Origin of the sequence: Nonomuraea sp. NPDC049421 (genome assembly GCF_040677005.1) — a bacterium.
Taxonomy (GTDB): Bacteria; Actinomycetota; Actinomycetes; order Streptosporangiales; family Streptosporangiaceae; genus Nonomuraea; species Nonomuraea salmonea.
The window spans coordinates 1-18,278 of record NZ_JBFAQA010000003.1 but is presented as its reverse complement, the minus strand read 5'-3'; the positions used below and the strand labels follow the sequence as shown (position 1 = coordinate 18,278).

19 protein-coding genes are annotated in these 18,278 nt (G+C 72.9%); 11 read left to right on the top strand and 8 right to left on the bottom strand.

Annotated elements, in window-relative coordinates; all coding sequences use genetic code 11:
* Positions 1–20 precede the first annotated feature (20 nt).
* Together cseB and AB0K18_RS06095 are read left to right on the top strand one after the other, a co-directional pair.
* The gene (cseB, locus tag AB0K18_RS06100) at positions 21–707 is read left to right on the top strand and encodes a two-component system response regulator CseB (protein WP_364568472.1); all 687 of its coding nucleotides are present in this window, start codon (positions 21–23) and stop codon (positions 705–707) included.
* Complete coding sequence (locus AB0K18_RS06095) at positions 704–1,966, top strand: HAMP domain-containing sensor histidine kinase (RefSeq protein WP_364910561.1); 1,263 nt, start codon at positions 704–706, stop codon at positions 1,964–1,966. The genes cseB and AB0K18_RS06095 overlap by 4 nt, the downstream gene beginning before the upstream one ends.
* Before the next feature lie 13 nt (positions 1,967–1,979).
* On the opposite strand, the gene AB0K18_RS06090 is transcribed toward AB0K18_RS06095, so the two are convergent.
* On the bottom strand, positions 1,980–2,462 hold the full coding sequence (locus tag AB0K18_RS06090; RefSeq protein WP_364910558.1) for a cation:proton antiporter regulatory subunit: 483 nt from the start codon (positions 2,460–2,462) through the stop codon (positions 1,980–1,982).
* A gap of 338 nt (positions 2,463–2,800) precedes the next feature.
* On the opposite strand from AB0K18_RS06090, the gene AB0K18_RS06085 reads away from it, so the two are divergent.
* From AB0K18_RS06085 to AB0K18_RS06065, 5 genes are all read left to right on the top strand, one after another.
* Positions 2,801–4,507 carry a potassium/proton antiporter gene (locus AB0K18_RS06085; protein ID WP_364910555.1) on the top strand — a complete coding sequence of 569 codons (1,707 nt, stop codon included), beginning with the start codon at positions 2,801–2,803 and terminating at the stop codon, positions 4,505–4,507.
* A 152-nt stretch (positions 4,508–4,659) separates the two neighbouring features.
* Positions 4,660–5,685 carry a hypothetical protein gene (locus AB0K18_RS06080; RefSeq protein ID WP_364910553.1) on the top strand — a complete coding sequence of 342 codons (1,026 nt, stop codon included), beginning with the start codon at positions 4,660–4,662 and terminating at the stop codon, positions 5,683–5,685.
* A 35-nt stretch (positions 5,686–5,720) separates the two neighbouring features.
* The gene (locus AB0K18_RS06075; RefSeq protein WP_364910551.1) at positions 5,721–6,053 is read left to right on the top strand and encodes a YciI family protein; all 333 of its coding nucleotides are present in this window, start codon (positions 5,721–5,723) and stop codon (positions 6,051–6,053) included.
* Positions 6,050–7,381 (top strand): sigma-70 family RNA polymerase sigma factor, encoded by a 1,332-nt coding sequence (locus tag AB0K18_RS06070; protein ID WP_364910550.1) that lies wholly within the window; start codon positions 6,050–6,052, stop codon positions 7,379–7,381. The genes AB0K18_RS06075 and AB0K18_RS06070 overlap by 4 nt, the downstream gene beginning before the upstream one ends.
* Positions 7,382–7,492: 111 nt before the next feature.
* Positions 7,493–8,263: an alpha/beta fold hydrolase gene (locus AB0K18_RS06065; protein WP_364910547.1), complete on the top strand. Its 771-nt coding sequence runs from the start codon at positions 7,493–7,495 to the stop codon at positions 8,261–8,263.
* Positions 8,264–8,372: 109 nt separating this feature from the next.
* Here AB0K18_RS06065 and AB0K18_RS06060 read toward each other — a convergent pair whose 3' ends face one another.
* Positions 8,373–9,524 carry an alpha/beta hydrolase gene (locus AB0K18_RS06060; RefSeq protein ID WP_364910544.1) on the bottom strand — a complete coding sequence of 384 codons (1,152 nt, stop codon included), beginning with the start codon at positions 9,522–9,524 and terminating at the stop codon, positions 8,373–8,375.
* A gap of 70 nt (positions 9,525–9,594) precedes the next feature.
* The gene (locus AB0K18_RS06055) at positions 9,595–10,386 is read right to left on the bottom strand and encodes an aminoglycoside phosphotransferase family protein (protein ID WP_364910542.1); all 792 of its coding nucleotides are present in this window, start codon (positions 10,384–10,386) and stop codon (positions 9,595–9,597) included.
* Between the two features lie 70 nt (positions 10,387–10,456).
* Here AB0K18_RS06055 and AB0K18_RS06050 point away from each other — a divergent pair, with 70 nt between their 5' ends.
* Both AB0K18_RS06050 and sigJ read left to right on the top strand, forming a co-directional pair.
* Positions 10,457–11,191 carry an SDR family NAD(P)-dependent oxidoreductase gene (locus AB0K18_RS06050; RefSeq protein WP_364910540.1) on the top strand — a complete coding sequence of 245 codons (735 nt, stop codon included), beginning with the start codon at positions 10,457–10,459 and terminating at the stop codon, positions 11,189–11,191.
* A gap of 29 nt (positions 11,192–11,220) precedes the next feature.
* Complete coding sequence (gene sigJ / locus AB0K18_RS06045) at positions 11,221–12,165, top strand: RNA polymerase sigma factor SigJ (protein WP_364910537.1); 945 nt, start codon at positions 11,221–11,223, stop codon at positions 12,163–12,165.
* A gap of 19 nt (positions 12,166–12,184) precedes the next feature.
* Here sigJ and AB0K18_RS06040 read toward each other — a convergent pair whose 3' ends face one another.
* Positions 12,185–12,904 (bottom strand): helix-turn-helix domain-containing protein, encoded by a 720-nt coding sequence (locus AB0K18_RS06040; protein ID WP_364910534.1) that lies wholly within the window; start codon positions 12,902–12,904, stop codon positions 12,185–12,187.
* A complete protein-coding gene (locus AB0K18_RS06035; protein ID WP_364910531.1) occupies positions 12,898–13,632 on the bottom strand; it encodes a hypothetical protein in 735 nt (244 codons plus the stop codon). Before AB0K18_RS06035 ends, AB0K18_RS06040 begins: the two co-directional genes overlap by 7 nt.
* 221 nt (positions 13,633–13,853) lie before the next feature.
* On the opposite strand from AB0K18_RS06035, the gene AB0K18_RS06030 reads away from it, so the two are divergent.
* The gene (locus tag AB0K18_RS06030; protein ID WP_364910528.1) at positions 13,854–14,483 is read left to right on the top strand and encodes a TetR/AcrR family transcriptional regulator; all 630 of its coding nucleotides are present in this window, start codon (positions 13,854–13,856) and stop codon (positions 14,481–14,483) included.
* A 40-nt stretch (positions 14,484–14,523) separates the two neighbouring features.
* Here AB0K18_RS06030 and AB0K18_RS06025 read toward each other — a convergent pair whose 3' ends face one another.
* The 3 genes from AB0K18_RS06025 to paaE are packed head-to-tail and all read right to left on the bottom strand — an operon-like array spanning position 14,524 to position 17,278.
* Positions 14,524–15,402 (bottom strand): 3-hydroxyacyl-CoA dehydrogenase family protein, encoded by an 879-nt coding sequence (locus AB0K18_RS06025; protein ID WP_364910526.1) that lies wholly within the window; start codon positions 15,400–15,402, stop codon positions 14,524–14,526.
* Positions 15,399–16,154, bottom strand: a complete 756-nt coding sequence (locus AB0K18_RS06020; protein ID WP_364910524.1) for an enoyl-CoA hydratase/isomerase family protein — start codon at positions 16,152–16,154, stop codon at positions 15,399–15,401. Before AB0K18_RS06020 ends, AB0K18_RS06025 begins: the two co-directional genes overlap by 4 nt.
* Before the next feature lie 41 nt (positions 16,155–16,195).
* Entirely contained in the window at positions 16,196–17,278 is a 1,083-nt protein-coding gene (paaE, locus tag AB0K18_RS06015; protein WP_364910522.1) for a 1,2-phenylacetyl-CoA epoxidase subunit PaaE, read from the bottom strand.
* A 149-nt stretch (positions 17,279–17,427) separates the two neighbouring features.
* Here paaE and AB0K18_RS06010 point away from each other — a divergent pair.
* Positions 17,428–18,278: transposase (locus AB0K18_RS06010; protein ID WP_364910519.1), on the top strand; the 851-nt coding region annotated here is incomplete at its 3' end.

The window sequence follows — 18,278 nt, the reverse complement described above, 5'->3', positions numbered from 1 at the left end:
GCTGGATATCGTGCCTTTTCATGACATCCCTGCTGCTCGTCGAGGACGACGCCGTCATCCGCGAGTCGGTCGGCCTGGCCCTCGAACGCTACGGCTACCGCGTGAGCACCGCCGCCGACGGGCTGAGCGGCCTGGAGGCGGCCCTGGCGGGCGGCCACGACCTGCTGCTGCTGGACGTCATGCTGCCCGGCCTCGACGGCATCAGCCTGTGCCGCAGGGTCAGGGAGTCCAGCCAGGTGCCGATCCTCATGCTGTCGGCCCGCGGCGACGGCCTCGACATCGTGGCCGGGCTGGAGGGCGGCGCCGACGACTACGTGGTCAAGCCGATCGACCTGCCGGTGCTGGTGGCCAGGATCCGCTCGCTGCTGCGCCGGGCCGCCGCCGCCCGGCCGGAGCCCGAGCCCGCCGGTGGGCGGCCTGCCCCGCTCACGTTCGGTGACCTGACCGTCGACACCGCCGCGCTGGAGGTCAGGCGCGCCGGCGAGCGGGTCGAGCTGACGCCGACCGAGCTGCGGCTGCTGCTGGAGTTCGCCGCGCATCCGGGGATCGTGCTGGAACGGGCCACGCTGCTGCGCACGGTCTGGGACTACGGCTGGGACGGCGACAGCCGCGTGGTCGACCTGTGCGTCCAGCGGCTGCGCAGGAAGATCGGCACGGACCGCATCGAGACCGTACGCGGGTTCGGCTACAAGCTGAGCGCCACGTGAACCGGGCCGCGCTGACCTGGCGGATCGCCAACCCCGCCTCGTTGCGCTGGAAGATCGCCGCCCTCGTCACGCTCGCCTGCGCCGTCGTCGCCCTCGTGGTCGGGCTGCTGGTGCACCAGGCCACCTGGGACCGCTCGCTGGCGACGGGACGCGGCGAGGCCGAGATGGCGCTCGACCAGGCGCTGGCCGACCCGGCCGCGAACCTGGTGAGCGTCGCCGGGCTGCCCCGCGAACTCGCCGCCCAGGTGCGGCCCGGCCGGCGCGTCACCTGGTACGGCACCGACCATCGCGACGAGCCCTGGATGTGGGCCGTCCAGCCGTACGGCGACGGCGAGAACGCCGTGCTGGCGCAGATCTCGATGGGCTCCGACCTGCTCAGCCTGCACGCGCTCGACCGCGACATGATCAAGGCCGCGCTGCTCGCCCTGGCCGGGGTGGTGCCGGTCTCGGTGGGCCTCGCCGAGCTGGCCAACCGGCGGCTGCGGCGCGTCGCGCGTACCGCACGGCGCATCGCCGACGGCGACCTGGACGCCCGCATCACCACCGGCCCGCCGCGCCGGCCAGGCCGGGACGAGATCGCCGACATCTCGGCCGCCGTGGACTCCATGGCGGCCGCGCTCCAGCACCGGCTCCAGGCCGAGCAGCGCTTCACCGCCGACGTCGCCCACGACCTGCGCACCCCGCTGATGGGGCTGGTCGCCGCCGCCGGGCTGCTGGAGGAGGGCCAGGCGGCCGATCTGGTACGCGACCGCGTCCAGGTGCTGCGCTCGCTGGTGGAGGACCTGCTGGAGGTCTCCCGCCTGGACACCGGCGCCGAGGTCGCCGACCGCGTCCGCGTGCCGCTGGCCGAGCTGGCCGCCGAGTCGGCCGCCCGGGTGGGCGTCGAGGCGCGGGTGCTGGCCGAGGGGCGGCCCGAGGCGAGGACCGACCCGCGCCGGCTCGACCGCATCCTCGCCAACCTCGTGCTCAACGCCCACCGCCACGGCGCCCCGCCGGTCGAGATCGTCGCCGGTGATCAGGTGATCGAGGTCCGCGACCGGGGGCCGGGGTTTCCGCCTGAACTCCTGGCCGAGGGGCCGCGCCGGTTCCGTACGGGCGCCGCGGAACGCGGGCACGGCCACGGGCTCGGGCTCACGATCGCCGCCGGCCAGGCCCGGGTGATCGGCGCCGAGCTGACCCTCACCAACGCCGCCGACGGCGGCGCCATCGCCATCCTGCGCCTGCCTGCGTCCGGGGAACACCACCCGGCCGAAGGCTGACGTCCTGGCGTGCTCAGCCGCCGGCGAGGATGTCGGCGACCGCCTGGACGCTGTCGGCGCTGCCCACCACGACCACCACGTCGCCCGCGTCCAGCACGAAGCCGGGCGCCGGGCTGGCGACGATCTGCGCCTTGCGCACCACCGCCACGATGGAGGCCCCCGTACGGGTGCGCACCTGCGCGTCGCCCATCGGCCGCCCCACGTAGGGCGATTCGGTGCCGATCGGCAGCTTCTCGCTGACCAGCCCCTCCACCTCCCGGTGCAGGTCGTCGAGCCGCCGGATGATGCGCGGCGCGCCGAGCAGCCCGGCCAGCGCGTCGGCCTCGTCGTCGTTGAGCGTGACGGTCTCGCATGCCTGGTCGGGATCGTGCGGATCGTAGATCACCAGGTCGCGGCGGCCGGTGCGGTGGGAGACGACGGCGACGCGCCGCCCTGAGCTCGTCGTGAACTCGTGTCGCAGTCCGATCCCTGGCAACGCTGTCTGCTCGATCTCCACCGGTCACCTCACGTCCGTCCTGCGCCGCACCGTTCGGAAGCGCTCCGGCGCGTGGCGCCGGCGTCCCAGAACGATCCTTTCCGAGGATGACAGATTCGCGTAAGTGGGCGGCAGGTGCGACTTCCGGAGCTTCGGACGTCTTTTCGGGGTACGACAGACCCCGCGCCCATCGACCCGCGAATGCACCGGCCGCGCCGCACCCCCACCGGCCGGTCCGCCCGTGAAGATGGAGGAGCCGTCCCTACGACACGGAGGAGTCCGCCGATTCAGCATGATTTGCGAGCAATGAGTAATGATCGCCACATAACTGCTTCGACGATGCCATGTGGGGGTTCACGATGAGTCTGCAGCAGCTTTACGGGGTTTTACTGGCCGGTGGCCTGGTGTTGCTGGCGAGCATCGCCGCGGCGCGTACGGCCAGCCGGCTCGGTCTGCCCGGCCTGCTGCTGTTCCTCGCGCTCGGGGTGCTGCTCGGCGAGGACGTGCTGGGCATCGACTTCGACGACGCGCAGCTCGCGCAGACCCTGGGAACGTCGGCGCTGGGCGTCATCCTGGTCGAGGGCGGGCTGAGCACCCGCTGGTCCGACATCAAACGGCTGATGGTGCCGGCGGGACTGCTGGCCACGCTCGGCGTGGCGGTCAGCGTGACGATCACCGCCGCGGGCGCGCACTTCCTGCTCGGCCTCAACTGGCAGCTCTCGCTGCTGCTGGGCGCGATCGTGTCCTCCACCGACGCCGCCGCCGTGTTCTCCGTGCTGCGCGCGCTGCCGCTGCCGCGCCGCGTGGCCGGGATGGTGGAGGCCGAGTCGGGCTTCAACGACGCGCCGACGGTCATCCTGGTGCTGGTGTTCTCGACGGCGTTCACCGGCCTGCCCGACCCCGCCTCGATCGCCACGCAGATCTCGTACGAGCTGGTGGTCGGCGCCGCGATCGGGCTGGCCTGCGCCTGGGCGGGCACGCTCGCCCTGCGCTACGTCGCGCTGCCCGCCACCGGCCTGTACCCGCTGGCCACCGTGGGCATGGGCATCATCGCCTTCGCCGCGGCCGGGGCCGTGCACGCCTCCGGGTTCATCGCCGCGTACCTGGCCGGGCTCGTCCTCGGCAACGCCGTCCTGCCGCACCGCGCCGCCACCCGGTCGTTCGCCGACGGTATCGGCTGGCTGGCGCAGATCGGCCTGTTCGTCATGCTCGGCCTGCTGGTCACCCCGCACGAGCTGCTCAGCGCGCTGATCCCCGCCGTCGTCATCGGCCTGGTGCTGATGCTGGTCGCCAGACCGGTGTCCGTGACCGCGTGCCTCACCTTCTTCCGTACGAGCTGGCGGCATCAGGCGTTCATCGCCTGGGCCGGGATGCGCGGCGCGGTGCCCATCGTGCTGGCCACCTACCCGATCGTGGCCGAGGTGCCGGGCAGCCGGCACCTGCTGAACATCGTGTTCGTCCTGGTCATCCTCTACACCCTGGTGCAGGGCCCCACGCTTCCGCTGGTGGCCAGGCTGCTCAAGGTCATCCAGCCGCACCAGGCCAAGGAGGTCGAGATCGAGGCCGCGCCGCTCGACGTCCTCGCCGCCGAGCTGCTCACCCTGACCGTCCCGCCGGGCTCGAAGCTGCACGGCGTGGAGATCTTCGAACTGCGGCTGCCGAAGCCGTCGATCGTCACCCTCGTCATCCGGGGCGGCGACACGCTCGTCCCCGAGCCGGACACCCGGCTGCGGGAGGGCGACGAGGTGCTCATCGTCACCACGCCCGCCACCCGTACCGAGGTCGAGCGGCGGCTGCGCGCCGTCGGCAGGGGCGGGCGCCTCGCCCACTGGCACGGCGAGGACGGCGAGCCCGACAACGGCCACGCACCCGCGACGTCCCCGGAATCGCGTCCCGCCCCCGCCGCCACACCGGCGCCCGGCCGGCGGCGGGCGGGCCTGCGCTGGCGTACCCGCCTCGCCGGCGGCCGCCGGCGCCACGTCCGCCCGGTCGCGCCCCCACCTCCGGAACCGGGTGACGACCTGCTCCCCGGGACGGAATCGGCGTCCGACCGCGCCGTCACCTGACACCACCCCGCGCCCGCCTGCCCTTACAGCGGGCGGGAGCCGGGGAGGTGACGAGCGGACTTGTGGCGGTGTTTCGATGACATATCCGGTCCGGGCCTATTACGGTGTCGTGCTGAGCCGGACACTCCTTGTAATCACCCCGGAGACGCCACATGCGCATCGCAGCCGCGATCCTCACCTTCTTGCTCGGCCTCACCCTTCTCCCCTCCGGCCCGGCGGCCGCCGCCACGGCGCTGCCGGGCGGCAAGTCGACGTTCGTGGTCTCGCAGGGCCATCTCAAGGCCGCCTCCCAGCAGAACTGGCTACGCCTGGGCAACTACACCTTCGCCGGGAACGGCACCGTGAACGCCGGCTTCTACCTGTGGTGGCAGCGGAGCCCGAAGGCCAGGCAGAGCACCGGCACCGCCCCTGACGCGAGCTGCAGCACCAAGGCCGGCGGCAAGTCCACCCGGGTGCGCGGGTGCAAGGTGCTCACCGCCGGCGGCTTCACCGGCGGCCCGAGCGAGCGGCGCACCGGGACGTACTCGGTGGCGGGCGACGTGCTCACCATCAAGTGGAAGATCGCCCAGACCTGGACCGAGCAGTGGTACGTCCGCAAGTCGCCCGACGGCAAGCTCGCCCGCCTCGACCTCAAGCGCAGCACGCTCGCCACGCACGGCTACGGCTACGGCAGCAACGCCTCCTACGGCACCCGCCGCGCGATGAGCTCGGTGAAGGCGTTCCCCGGCTCGCTCAGGCAGGACCTGACGAGCTGGGCGGGCGGCAAGCTGGTCAGGTCGGCCAACCAGCCGTTCGGGCTCTCGTCGTTCCGCCAGTGCTCCGGCACCACCTCGTGCCTGACCTACCTGCAGCCCTCGTCCAACAGCGCCTGCCAGAAGGAGGGCGGCTGCCCCAGGTACGGCGGCGGGACGAAGGCCAACATCTCCTCCATCCAGTACTACCTGACGATGATCTCCAAGACCGACCGCCGCGACACGCTCTGGCACTGGTGCACCTGCCTGGCGATGGAGCGGGGCCAGTTCTGCTACACCGGGAACTCGCACGTCAAGCCGCTCATGCAGATCATCGACGACTCGGGGGCGTTCCGCGGCTGGGTCGGCGCCGAGGCGTCCTTCTCGACGGACGGCTCCCGCGCCAAGGACATGCTGGCGGTGCTGCGCATCTCCGACTTCCGCTGACCCCGGCGGGCGGCCGGGCGTTCTAGGCTGACCGGATGAAGTACCTGCTGCTGGTCTGCGGGGACGACGAGTCCTACCAGGCGATGCTGGCCGATCCGGACTTCCTGCCCGACTGCAGGGCGTGGGCCGCGGCGCGCGGCGACGGGCTGATCGCGACCGGGGGCCTCGAACCCCCGGCCGACGCCACCACGGTGCGGGTGCGCGACGGCGAGGTGCTGATGACCGACGGCCCCTTCGTCGAGTCGAAGGAGGTCGTCGCCGGGTTCAGCCTGATCGAGTGCGCGTCCCGCGAGGAGGCCATGGAGGCCGCGCGGACCCACCCGGTGGCCCGCCACGGCACGGTAGAACTCCGCGCCCTCCAACCGTGACACCACAGGAACCGCCACAGGAACCGGAGTCGGCGGGCATCGGGGAGGCGGCGCGGGCGGGCGTCCGGCGCACGGTGGCGGCCCTGTTCCGCGAGGAGTGGGGCCGCGTCGTGGCGACCCTGATCCGGCAGACCGGCGACTGGGACCTCGCGGAGGAGTGCGCCCAGGACGCCTTCACCCAGGCACTCACCCGCTGGCCGGCGGACGGCGTGCCGCCGGCCCCCGGCGCCTGGCTGACCACGACGGCCCGCAACAAGGCGATCGACCGCCTCCGCCGCGCCTCGGTAGGCGCCGCGAAGCTCCGCGAACTCGCCACCCTCCACGCCATCACCCTCCACGACACCACCCCGCCCGGTTCCGGCGGACCGGCCGGTTCGCGCGGTGGCGGCCCGGGGACCGTCGTCGAGGACGACCGATTGCGGTTGATCTTCACGTGTTGTCATCCGCGCCTGCCGTTCGAGGCGCGGGTGGCGCTCACCCTGCGGACGCTGGCCGGGCTCACCACGGCGGAGATCGCGCGGGCGTTTCTCGTGTCCGAGGGCACGATGTCCAAGCGGATCACCCGCGCCAAGCGCGCGATCCGCGACGCGGGGCTGCCCTTTCAGGTGCCGCCGGCCGGGGAGTTGCCGGAGCGGCTGCCGGCCGTGCTCGGCGTGCTCTACCTGCTCTTCTCGGAGGGGTACGCGGCCGGCGCGGGCGACGAGCCGATCAGGCGGTCGCTCACGGACGAGGCGATCCGGCTGGCGCGGCTGGTGCACGGGCTGCTGCCGGGCGAGCCTGAGGCGGGCGGGCTGCTGGCGCTGATGCTCCTGCACGACGCAAGGAGCGCGGCCCGCGAGGACGGCGGGGAGCTGGTGCCGCTGGAGGAGCAGGACCGTTCACGGTGGCGGCGCGAGCAGATCGACGAGGGCGTGGCGCTGCTCGACGACGTGCTGCGGCAAGGCGGCGCGGGCGCGGGGCCGTACCGCGTCCAGGCCGCCATCGCCGCCTGCCACGCGACCGCCCCGTCGTTCGCCGAGACGCCCTGGACGGAGATCGCCGCCCTGTACGGCGCCCTCGAACGCCACGTCCCCTCCGACATCGTCCGCCTCAACCGGGCCATCGCCGCCGGCATGGCCGACCCCGCCCGCGGCCTGGCCATGACCGAGCCGCTCGGAGCCCGCCTCGACGGCCACCACGTGCTCCACGCCGCCCGCGCCGACCTCCTGCGCCGCCTGGGCCGTACGGACGAGGCCGCCGAGCACTACCGGCGGGCCGTGGAGCTGGCCCCCGACGGCCCAGAACGGCGGCACCTGACCCGCCGGCTCGGAGAGATCGCGCACGTCTGAGCGGCACGCGATCCGCCGCCTGCAAGAAACTTCTCCGGGAGGGGTGTCCGTCTGGGCGGTTCCCGTTCGTAGGCAGGGCGGAAACAGTCGTCCTCTACGAAAGGCATGACCATGAAGACCACCCGTTCGGCCGACGGCACCCCCATCGCGTTCGACATCCTGGGGGAAGGGGAGCCCGTCGTGCTGGTGAGCGGGGCGTCCTGCACGAGGGGCGTCCACGAGCCGCTGGCCCGGCTGCTGGCCGGCGAGCGTACGGTGATCAACTATGACCGGCGGGGGCGTGGCGACAGCGGCGACACCTCGCCCTACGCGGTGGAGCGCGAGGTCGAGGACCTCGCGGCGATCGTCAAGGCGGCAGGGGGAGCGGCGGCGGTGTTCGGGAACTCGTCGGGCGCGGTGCTGGCGCTGCGTGCCGCCGCGGCCGGCCTGCCGATCACGAGGCTCGCGCTGTGGGAGCCGCCGTTCCAGCTCGACCCCGGCGCGCCCGCCCGCGCCCGCGCGTACGCGGACGAGCTGGTGGCCTGCCTGGACGGCGGGCGGCCGGGGAACGCCATGGCGCTGTTCCTGCGCTCGGTCGGGATGCCGGCCGAGGCGATCGAGGGCATGCGTCACGCGCCCATGTGGCCGTCCATGGAGGAGATCGCACCCACGCTCGCGTACGACGCCGCCGTCCTCGGCGACGGCGGCCTGCCGCCGGGCCTCGCCGCGGTCACCGCGCCCGTCCTGGTGCTGACCGGCTCCCGCACCGGCCCCTGGGCGGACGCCGCCGCCCGCGCCCTGCTGGACGCGCTGCCCGAAGCGCGGCACACCGTGCTCGACGGCCAGGACCACAACGTCTCCTGGGAGGTCCTGGCACCCCACCTGACCGGCTTCCTCGGCTGACCCGGCTCGCGCGGGGCCGGGGGGGCCGCGTGAGCCGGCTCGGGCGCGGGCCAGCAGCTGCGTGCGGCCGGGACGCGGGCCGGGCCAGGTGACCCGGAACGCGTGGAGATCACGGGTTCTGGAAGGTGACCTCTGGATCGGCGGCGGTCGGCCCGTCGAGCAGTGGCCGCTTCGCGCCCTGGAGGTGCCGGTCGAAGAAGGCGCCCACGTACGAGGTGGTGATCTCGCCCGACCGCTTGCCCGGCAGCGGCGCCTCCGGGTCGGTGATCCCGCCCTGAGCGCCCAGCACGGGCAGGTCGATGAAGGTGAAGTGGCCGGAGTCGGCCACGGTCAGCCAGCGCTTCCAGCCGTCCAGCCGTCGCCAGTCGCGCGGCCAGGACGTGTCGGTGGAGCCGGGGGAGTGCCCGGCCTTGGTGCCGAGCATGAGGAACGGCCGCTTGGCGAGCCCGCTCTTGGGGACGGGCGCGAAGAACGTGCCGTCCATGTTCACCCCGGCGCGCACCCGGCGGTCGGCGGCCATGAGGGCGGCGGCGGCGTTGCCGCCGATCGAGTGGCCCGCCGCGCCGATGCGCTTCCTGTCGATCATCGCCGCGCGCTTCCACCCGGAGGCGCGGGTGACCCGGTCGATCACGAACGACAGGTCGGCCGCCCGGCCGGTGGCGACCTTGGCCATCATGCGCCTGCTCGCCGCGTCGGACGGGGCCTGCTCGACCGCGTCGCACGCGGCGCAGGTCAGGGTGCGGCCGCCGGGGAACGTCGTGCCGAACGACTCGTAGGCGTGGTCCACCAGCGCGACCACGTTGCCGCGCGAGGCCAGCTCCTCGGCGAGCATGGTCAGCGTGGCCCGGTTGAGCGAGAACCCGGGCGACAGCACCACCAGGGGGTGCCGTCCGGCGGCCGGCCGGGCGCCGGTCCGCGCGTTGGTGCGCACGCCGGTGACCTGCTCAGTCTTGAACGCCTGGTCCAGCTTCTGCGACTTGAGCAGTGCCGCCGCCTCGGCAGCCGTCATGTACGGGGCCGCGCCGCCGCCGGAACGTGCCGGGTAGTACATCGAGACCATCAGCTCGCGCGAGCGGGCCGACGGCATCCAGGGATCGCGCCGCCCGGTGTCCCTCAGGTGCAGGACGTCCCGCCCGACCTGGTACGCGCCGGTCGGCCGGGGAATCGCGAAGGTCACCTCGGCCGTCCTGGCGGCCTGCGCGGGCAGCGCCGCGGTGAGGGGCAGGGTGAGGGCGAGCAGGGCAACGGTGGTTCTGATCATGGCGAGTACGGTACGGACGGGCCCGGACCGCTCGACATGCTCGAAAGACGGGCACGCACCCTTACTTTCGTCAGGGTCTGAGCCGCCCGGCCACCTCCAGCCACCGCGTCACCTCGGAGGCGCTGAAATGGCGGATCGCCCAGTCCACCAGGCGCAGGCTCATGTGTGCCCAGCAGCGCAGCGCCACCGGCTCGGGCACGTCCACGCGCAGGCCGGGGGCCCGGTGCGCGAGGTCGAAGCGGAGCGTGAACAGGTCGAAGCCGGCGTCGCCGCGCGTCGCGCCGTCCCAGTCGATCACACCGGTGATGACGCCGTCCGCGTCGACCAGGACGTTCTCCGGGTGGAAGTCGGTGTGCACGAGGTCGTCGCCGTCGAGGACGTCGCCGGGGAACGCCCTGCCGACCTCCTCGATCTGGTCGAGCAGGCGGCGGGTGCGGCCGTCGTAGGAGCGCAGCGAGCCGTGCAGGCAGAAGCCGGGCCCGTCCTCCGTCAGGAACAGCCGCAGCGGCGGCAGGTCGGAGCGGCCCGCGAGCACGCCGCGGCATCGCCGGTTGATCTCGATCATCTGCTCGACCAGCTCGGCCGTGGCCTTCTCCGGGACGCGGCCCGGCATCAGCTCCTGGACCAGGAGGGGCGGGTGGACCAGCTCGTACGCGGGCGCCGGCACCCCCGCCGCCCGCGCCACCTCAAGCAGCGGGCCGACGTCGGGCCCCCGGGTCAGGACCGACCGGCGGCCGTCGGGCCAGCGGACGTAGGCCGCGCCCACCTGCCCGCCGGGACAAGGCCCCTCGTAGGCGAGCGGCACGGGCAGGTCGCGCAGGGCCTGCTGGACGTCGAGCCTCGGTACGGACGGCAGCGTCACGATCTCTCCTCAGCCGTGTGACCTCACTCACAGCCGTCACAACCGGGCGGGCCATCTCGTCTTTGAGTGCATGGAACGAACGAGTGTAGTGATCACCGGTGCGAACAAGGGACTCGGCCTGGAGACGGCCAGGCGGCTCGGCGAGATGGGCTGGCAGGTCTTCCTCGGCTCCCGCGACGCCGGACGGGGCCGCGCGGCAGCGGAGAAACTGGCCGCCGACGGCATCGAGGTCGTCGTGATCCCCTTGGACGTGACCTCCGACGAGTCGGTCGCGGCGGCCGTGAACCTGGTCCGTGAGCACACCGATCACTTGGACGTGCTGGTCAACAACGCGGGCGCGCCGGGCAACGTGCTGCCGCCCGCCGAGGCCACGGCCGATGAGCTGCACGCCGTCTACGACACCAACGTCTACGGGCCGGTCCGCGTCACCCACGCCTTCCTGCCCCTGCTGGAGGCATCGGACAACCCGCGCGTGGTGAACGTGGGCAGCGGCGGCGGCTCCTTCGGCGTGGTCACCGACCCCGACCAGCCGGTCTCGAAGATGCACGAGCTGGCGTACAGCTCGTCGAAGGCCGCGCTCAACATGATCACCGTCCGGTACGCGCAGGCGCTGCCGCACATCAAGTTCAACGTGCTCACCCCCGGCGAGGTCGCCAACCGGGCCTACACCGCCACCGACATGAACCACCACACCGGCACGCTCACCGTCACCCAGGGCAGTGACCCGATCATCAGGCTCGCTACCCTCGACGCGGGCGGGCCGAGCGGCGTCTTCATCGACCGCCTGGGGCCGGTGGCCTGGTGAGCGCCGGACATTTCGGGAAGGGTACGGATATGTCGCGCGCGGACGATGAGGGTTACCGGCCGCTGCTGTTCTCCATCGCGTACGGGATGACCGGATCCGTCGGCGATGCCGAGGACATCGTCCAGGACGCCTACCTCCGCCTCACCAGGGCCCGCCAGGCGGGCACCACGGTCGCCGAGCCGAAGGCGTACCTGACGACGGCCGTCACCCGGCTCGGCATCGACCACCTGCGGTCGGCGCGGGTGCGGCGGGAGACGTACGTGGGGGACTGGCTGCCCGAGCCGGTCGTCGTCCCCGGCCTCGGCGCGGGACTCACCTCAGGCTCCGCCGCGGGGCCCGCCGAGCACGCCGAGCTGTCCGACTCGCTGTCGATGGCGTTCCTCGTGCTGCTGGAGGCGCTCTCGCCGGTGGAGCGGGCGGTCTTCATGCTGCGCGAGGTCTTCGGGTACGGCTACCCCGACGTGGCCCGCGTCACCGGCAAGACCGAGGCGAACTGCCGGCAGATCTTCGCCCGCGCGCGCCGCAGGATCGCCGATGGGGCGCGGGAACCCGGCGGACCGCTCGCCCCCGCGCGGCGGGCGGAGGGCGCCGAGCTGGCCCAGCGCTTCTTCGAGGCCGCGTCAGGCGGCGACCTGGACGCGCTGCTCGACATGCTGGCCCCCGACGTGGTGCTGCACGGGGACGGCGGCGGCAAGGTGCCCGCGCTCTCGTGGCCGGCGACCGACCGCCTGCGGGTCGCGCGGCTGCTCCTCGGCGGCCTGCGCCGGTTCAGGGCGCTCGGCGTCACGCTCAGTCTCGCCTGGGTCAACGGCCGCCCGGGAGCGGTCCTGCACGACGCCGAGGGACGGGTGGCGAGCGTGGTCGAGCTGTCGATCGCGGACGGGTACGTGCAGGCGATCCACTCGGTCGCCAACCCGGACAAGCTGCACCACCTCGGCCCGGTCTCCGACGTGGGCCTCCTCCCGAACCGCTGACGCTCGCGGATCATGCGGGTCAGGCGGGGCCGGTGACCTCCACAGCCGCGGGTGCGGCCGGAGCAGCGGTGGCGGGAGGGGCCGGAGCGGTGGCGGGAGCCGTCCAGAGGCCGGTCAGGGCGTCGATGAGGCTGGTCGCGGTGGCGTCCCAGGTGAGGCTGAGCGGGTCGCCCTCGTTGAGCGCCCGCTCCCGCTCGGCCAGCGCGTGCACCAGGAGGAGGCGGCTCATGTCGGCGCGGTAGCGGCGCGTCCCCTCCGGCAGGCCGGGCAGCAGCCGGAACATGCCGGCCAGGCTCGTCCGCATGGACGGCGTGGAGACGGCCTCGTCGATGACGATCTGCCGCATCGGGGGCACGGTGTTGATCTGCGCCATGCACTGGGCCCGCACGCTCGGCGCGCCCAGCGCCGCCAGGTGGTCGGTGGCCGGGCGGACCAGGCACGCGATCCAGTCGCGCAGCTCGCCCGGCTCGCCCATCTCGGCCAGCAGCCGCAGCCGCCGCCGCTCCAGGTCGGAGGTGTAGCGGCGGACGATCGCCCGGACCAAACCGGCCTTCGACCCGAAGTGGTAGCCGACCGCGAAGTTGTTGGCCTGGCCCGCCGCCTCGCTGATCTGCCGGTTGGACACCTCGCCGACGCCGCGCTCGGCGAACAGCCGCTCCGCCGTGTCGAGCAGCGCCTCGCGCGTGTCCCTGGCCCGCACCCCGCGGCGCTCGGGCGCGGGCTCCGAGGACGTCACCATCGCACCGGTACCTCCTCCAACCCCCCTTTCGGCAGCGTCTCGCCGCTCACGGAGACCTCTTCCGTGAGGTAGCGGGGCATGCCGAAGCCGGGGTTGGCGTCGAAGCGCAACGCCTCCTCCACGGCGGAGCGGATCAGTGTGCGGCCGGCCAGCAGCGCCTCCCAGCGCCCGCGGTCGGCCAGCAGCATCGACATCATCTTGCCGATCATATTGGCGGTCGTCTCGTGCCCGGCCACCAGCAGGCCCCTGGCGGTGCCGATCAGCAGCTGCTCGGTCAGCCTGCCGCCCAGGCCCTCGACGATCGCGAGCAGCTCGCCGATCAGGTCGTCGCCCGGCTCCTTCCGCTTGGCGTCCACCAGCGCCGCCAGGTAGGCGTCGAACTCGGCCTGCGCGGCGTCGATCTCCTCCTGGGTGAACCTGGTCATGCTGAGCATCGTGTCCGACCAGCACGCGAACCTGTCGCGGTCGCCGTCGGGCACCCCGAGCAGGTCGCAGATGGCCCACACCGGCAGCGGGAACCCCAGCCCGGACACCAGGTCCGCCGGTGCGCCGCCCGCGACCATCTCCTCGACCAGGTGCTCGGCCATGGCCTCGATGCGCGGCCGCATCGCGGTGACCCGCTTGGCGGTGAACGCCTTGCCGACCAGCTGCCGCCAGGCGCGGTGCTCGTCGCCGGTCATGCTTCTGCCCCGGTTGCCGAACACGCCGCCCGACTCGTTGGCGGTCACCCTGGCGGCATCCGGTGCGTCGAGCCGGCGGGTGAAGCGGGGGGCGGGGTGGGGTTGGCGAACGGGTAGTCGGGAACCTGCTGCGCGCTCACGTGTCCTCCCAGAGGTGCTGGTGAGGCCCAGCTAAGTCAATCCGCTTAAGTAAATCAAGTGATTGAGAACGGTGTCCGTACGTGGCGGTCCCGGCGATGTGTGGGGCGGACGCGTGAGATGCTGCATTTGTGACCACGACTGAGCAGGCCGAACCGGCCCCACGCCGCCGGCGGGGCCGTCCCGGCTATGACCAGTCCGCGATCCTGCGCGCCGCCGTCGAGATGTTCAACCGCCGCGGCTACGACGCCACCAGCATGGGCGACCTGGCCAAGGAACTCGGGCTGACCAAGCCGGCCATCTACCATCACGTGACCAGCAAGGAGCAGCTGCTCGGCCAGGCGCTCGACGACGCGCTCGACGAGCTGACCGCCGTGGTGACCGAGGCGTCCCGCGAGCCGGCCGGGCGCAGCGCGTACGAGCGGCTGCGCGAGGTCGTGCGGCGCAGCGTCGAGGTGCTCGTCGCGCACCAGCCGTCGGTCACGCTGCTGCTGCGCGTGCGGGGCAACAGCGAGGTCGAGCTGGCCGCGCTCGAACGGCGCCGCTGGCTCGACGACCGGCTCGCCGCCCTGGTGGCCGACGCGGTCGCCGAGGGCGCGTTGCGCGACGACGTACCGCCCGCGCTGGTCAGCCGCCTGCTGTTCGGCATGGTCAACTCGCTCGCCGAGTGGTACCGCCCCGACGGCGCCTACGACCAGGCGATGGTCGCCGCCGCCATCACCTCCATCGCCTTCGACGGCCTGGCCAAGCACGAAACCTGACCGGCCGGCCTGACCAGGGGAGGGGCCTGGGCGGGCGGTGTCACCAGGTGTAGAAGCCCTGACCGGTCTTGCGGCCGAGGTGGCCTGCGGCGACCAGGTCGCGCAGGATCTGCGGCGGCTCGAAGCGCGGGCCCAGCTCACGGGCCAGATGTTCGGCGATGGCCAGCCGCACGTCCAGGCCCACGATGTCCGTGGTGCGCAGCGGGCCCACCGGGTGCCGGTAACCGAGGGTCATCGCGGTGTCGATGTCGGCCGCGCTCGCCACGCCCTCTTCGAGCATCCGCATGGCCTCCAGCGCCAGGCTCACCCCGAGCCGGCTGCTGGCGAAGCCCGGCGAGTCGGTCACGGTGATGGGCGTCTTGCCGAGCGCCGCCACCCAGCCCTGGGCCCGGGTCAGCAACTCGGGCTCGGTCGTGGGCGCGGCGACGATCTCGACGAGGTCGCTCACCGGGACCGGGTTGAAGAAGTGCAGGCCGAGGAAGCGTTCCGGGGCGGCCAGCCCGGCCGCGAGCCCGGTCAGCGACAGGCTGCTGGTGTTCGTGGCGAGCACCGCGCCCGGCGCCCGCTTCTCGGCGGCGGCCAGCACCTCCGCCTTGAGCGCGGCATCCTCGGGCACGGCCTCCACGACCAGCCGGCAGCCCGCCAGATCGCCCGGATCGGTCGTGATCCGCAGCCGGGCCAGCACGGCCTCCTGCGGCTCACCGAGCGTGCCCTTGGCGGCGGCCTTGCCCACGCTGCCCGCGACGCGTTCTCGGGCGGCGGCGGCCGTCTCCTCGCTGCTCTCCACGACGACGACAGCACTGCCGGCGACGAGAAAGGCGTGCGCGATCCCCGCCCCCATGCGCCCCCCACCATAAACGCCCATGTCACCGGGCAGGTCGGTGGGCGGGTGAGCGGGGTCCGGGTGGTCGGTGGTCATGGGCGCGGTCCTTTCCGCTCGCGGCGTTCCAGGAACGCCGTCATGCGCGCATACTTCTCCTCGGTCTCGAACAGCACCGCCTGCGCCACGTCGTCCACGAACGGGTGCGCCTGGCGGGGCGCGTGGAAGACGGCCTTCATCAGGCGGGTCGCGAGCGGGGCCTGAGCGGCGATGCGGTCGGCCAGGCGGTGCCCGGCCGCCAGCAGGTCGTCCGGCTCGGCGACCTCGTTCAGCAGCCGCACGTCCCTGGCCTCCTCGGCCGTCAGTACGCGGCCGGCGAGCAGGATCTCCTTGGCCAGCGGCTCGCCCACCAGCTCGGCCAGCCGCCAGGCCGCCCCGGCCGCGGCGAGGATGCCGAGGCCGGTCTCCGGGTTGCCGATCCTGGTGCGGGGCGTGCCGATGCGGAAGTCGCAGGCGTAGGCCAGCTCGGCGCCGCCGCCCAGCGCGTACCCGTCGAGGAGGGCGATGGCGGGCATCGGCAGCCGGTGCACCCGGTCGAAGATCTTCGAGTTGATGCCGCGCAGCGCGTCCTCGCGGCCTCGCTCACGTAGCTGGGCGATGTCGGCGCCGGCCGCGAACGTCCCGCCCTCGCCGACGAGCAGCACGACCTTCGGGTCCGCCTCGACGGCCGCGCACGCCTCGTGCAGCGCGGCCACCAGTTCGCGGTCGATGGCGTTGCGCACCTCGGGCCGGTTCAGCCGCCACACCACCCGGTCCGCGCCCTCCTCGATGAGAAGACTCGGCCCGCTCATGCCCGCTCCCCGCAGGTGGAAGTTGTCACGTGGGCTCCTGTTCAGGCGTCGTAGTCGACGGTGACGTGCTCGCCCACCGGATAGGTCTGACAGGTCAGGACGAATCCGGTGGCCAGCTCGGACGGTTCGAGCGCGTAGTTGCGCCGCATGTCCACCTCGCCCGAGCGTACGACGGCCCGGCACGTCCCGCACACGCCGCCCTTGCAGGCGAACGGCAGGTCCGCCCGGGTGGCCTGGGCGCCGTCGAGCAGCGTCGTCTCCCGGGAGACGGTCGAGGTGGTGCGCAGCCCGTCGAGCACGGTCGTCAGCTCCGTGGTGGCGCCCGGCGGGGCCGAGCCGTCCCTGCGCGGCGGGGGCGGCGGCGCGTCGGCGTAGAACAGCTCGACGTGCACCCGCTCGGCGGGCACGCCCAGCTCGGCGAGCACCGGCCTGGCCTGCTCGATCATCTCCAGCGGCCCGCAGAGCCACACGTGGTCGAACACCTCGGCCGGGACGAGCGAGGTGAGCAGGCGGCGCAGCCGGTCGCCGTCCAGCCTTCCTGACAGCAGCTCGACGTCGCGCGGCTCGCGGGAGAGGGCGTGCACGACCTGGAGGCGGGAACCGTAGCGGTTCTTCAGGTCGCCCAGCTCCTCGGCGAACATGACCGTGCGGCTGGTGCGGTTGCCGTACAGGAGGGAGACCTGGGCGCTGGGGTGGGCGAGCACGGTCGAGGCGATCGACAGCAGCGGCGTGATGCCCGAACCGGCCGCCACGCACAGGTGGCGCTCGCCGCCGTCCGGGTCGGCCTGCCAGGAGCCGGTGGGCGGCTGCACCTCGATGACCGTGCCCGGACGTACGTCGTGGACCAGCCAGGAGGAGAACAAACCGCCGGGGATCTCCCTGACGCCGATGCGCGGCGCGGCGCCCGCAGGGGCGCAGATCGAGTACGAGCGCCGCTCCTCGAGTCCGTCGACGATCCGGCGCAGGGTGAGCGACTGGCCGGCCTTGAACGCGTACGTGTCGCGCAGCTCGGGCGGCACCTCGAAGGTGATCGCGGCGGCGTCGTCGCACAGCCGGTCCACCGCCGCCACGGTCAGCGGGTGGAAGACGGCGGCCCTGGACGGCGCGGTCGCCGGCATGGTCATCAGATACCTCCGTGGAAACCCCCGCCTCCAGGCGGGGAAGGAATCGGACCTCTGCGGGGCAGGACAGGGGCGGCCGATGCGCCGTCAGGTGAACCGGCGTATCGAACACACGCGCGACTGTTGGCTGATCGTTCGGTAGCGTTTGAGGCGTGGCGCAGGTCGTGAAGCGGGCCTACAAGTACCGCTTCCACCCGACTCCCGAGCAGGCCGGCGAGCTTGCCCGGACGTTCGGCTGCGTCCGTCTCGTTTACAACAATGCACTCGAGGAGCGCACCCGCGCCTACCGGCTGGAAGGCCGCCGTGTCTCCTACGTGGATTCCTCCGCGCGGCTGACGGAGTGGAAGCGCAGTGGCGAGTTCGACTTCCTGTCGGAGGTGTCGTCGGTTCCTCTTCAGCAGGCGTTGCGGCATCTTCAGGCGGCGTTCGCGAACTTCTTCGCCAGGCGCGCCAACTACCCGGCGTTCAAGTCCCGGAAGAGGTCCCGGGGGTCGGCGGAGTACACCCGCTCGGCGTTCCGCTGGCGGGACGGAACCTTGACGCTGGCCAAGATGGACACGCCGCTCGATATCGTGTGGTCGCGTCCGCTGCCGGAGGGGGCGCAGCCGTCCACGGTCACCGTGTCGAAGGACGCGGCCGGGCGCTGGTTCGTGTCCCTCCTGGTCGAGGAGAAGATCAGCCCGCTGCCGCCCGCCGGGCGGAGCGTCGGGGTGGATGCGGGCATCACTGCGCTGGTGACGCTCTCGACCGGCGAGAAAATCGTCAATCCCAAGTATGAGCGCGCCGATCGGCGCAAGCTGGCCAAGGCTCAGCGGGCCCTGGCACGTAAGGAGAAGGGGTCGAACAACCGGGCCAAGGCCAGAGCCAGGGTCGCCGGGGTGTACGCGCGGATCGCCGACTGCAGAAGAGATCACCTGCACAAGGTCACGACACGGCTTGTTCGCGATGATCAAGTGATCGCCGTGGAAGACCTGACCGTCCGCACCATGATCCGCAACCGCAG

Coding starts and splice junctions, on each gene's coding strand:
- AB0K18_RS06040 (WP_364910534.1), bottom strand. CDS start 12,904: ATGGTGACGTCCTCGGAGCCCGCGCCCGAGCGCCGCGGGGTGCGGGCC.
- AB0K18_RS06060 (WP_364910544.1), bottom strand. CDS start 9,524: ATGATCAGAACCACCGTTGCCCTGCTCGCCCTCACCCTGCCCCTCACC.
- AB0K18_RS06085 (WP_364910555.1), top strand. CDS start 2,801: ATGAGTCTGCAGCAGCTTTACGGGGTTTTACTGGCCGGTGGCCTGGTG.
- sigJ (WP_364910537.1), top strand. CDS start 11,221: ATGTCGCGCGCGGACGATGAGGGTTACCGGCCGCTGCTGTTCTCCATC.
- paaE (WP_364910522.1), bottom strand. CDS start 17,278: ATGACCATGCCGGCGACCGCGCCGTCCAGGGCCGCCGTCTTCCACCCG.
- AB0K18_RS06050 (WP_364910540.1), top strand. CDS start 10,457: ATGGAACGAACGAGTGTAGTGATCACCGGTGCGAACAAGGGACTCGGC.
- AB0K18_RS06075 (WP_364910551.1), top strand. CDS start 5,721: ATGAAGTACCTGCTGCTGGTCTGCGGGGACGACGAGTCCTACCAGGCG.
- AB0K18_RS06065 (WP_364910547.1), top strand. CDS start 7,493: ATGAAGACCACCCGTTCGGCCGACGGCACCCCCATCGCGTTCGACATC.
- AB0K18_RS06025 (WP_364910526.1), bottom strand. CDS start 15,402: ATGACCACCGACCACCCGGACCCCGCTCACCCGCCCACCGACCTGCCC.
- cseB (WP_364568472.1), top strand. CDS start 21: ATGACATCCCTGCTGCTCGTCGAGGACGACGCCGTCATCCGCGAGTCG.
- AB0K18_RS06080 (WP_364910553.1), top strand. CDS start 4,660: ATGCGCATCGCAGCCGCGATCCTCACCTTCTTGCTCGGCCTCACCCTT.
- AB0K18_RS06020 (WP_364910524.1), bottom strand. CDS start 16,154: ATGAGCGGGCCGAGTCTTCTCATCGAGGAGGGCGCGGACCGGGTGGTG.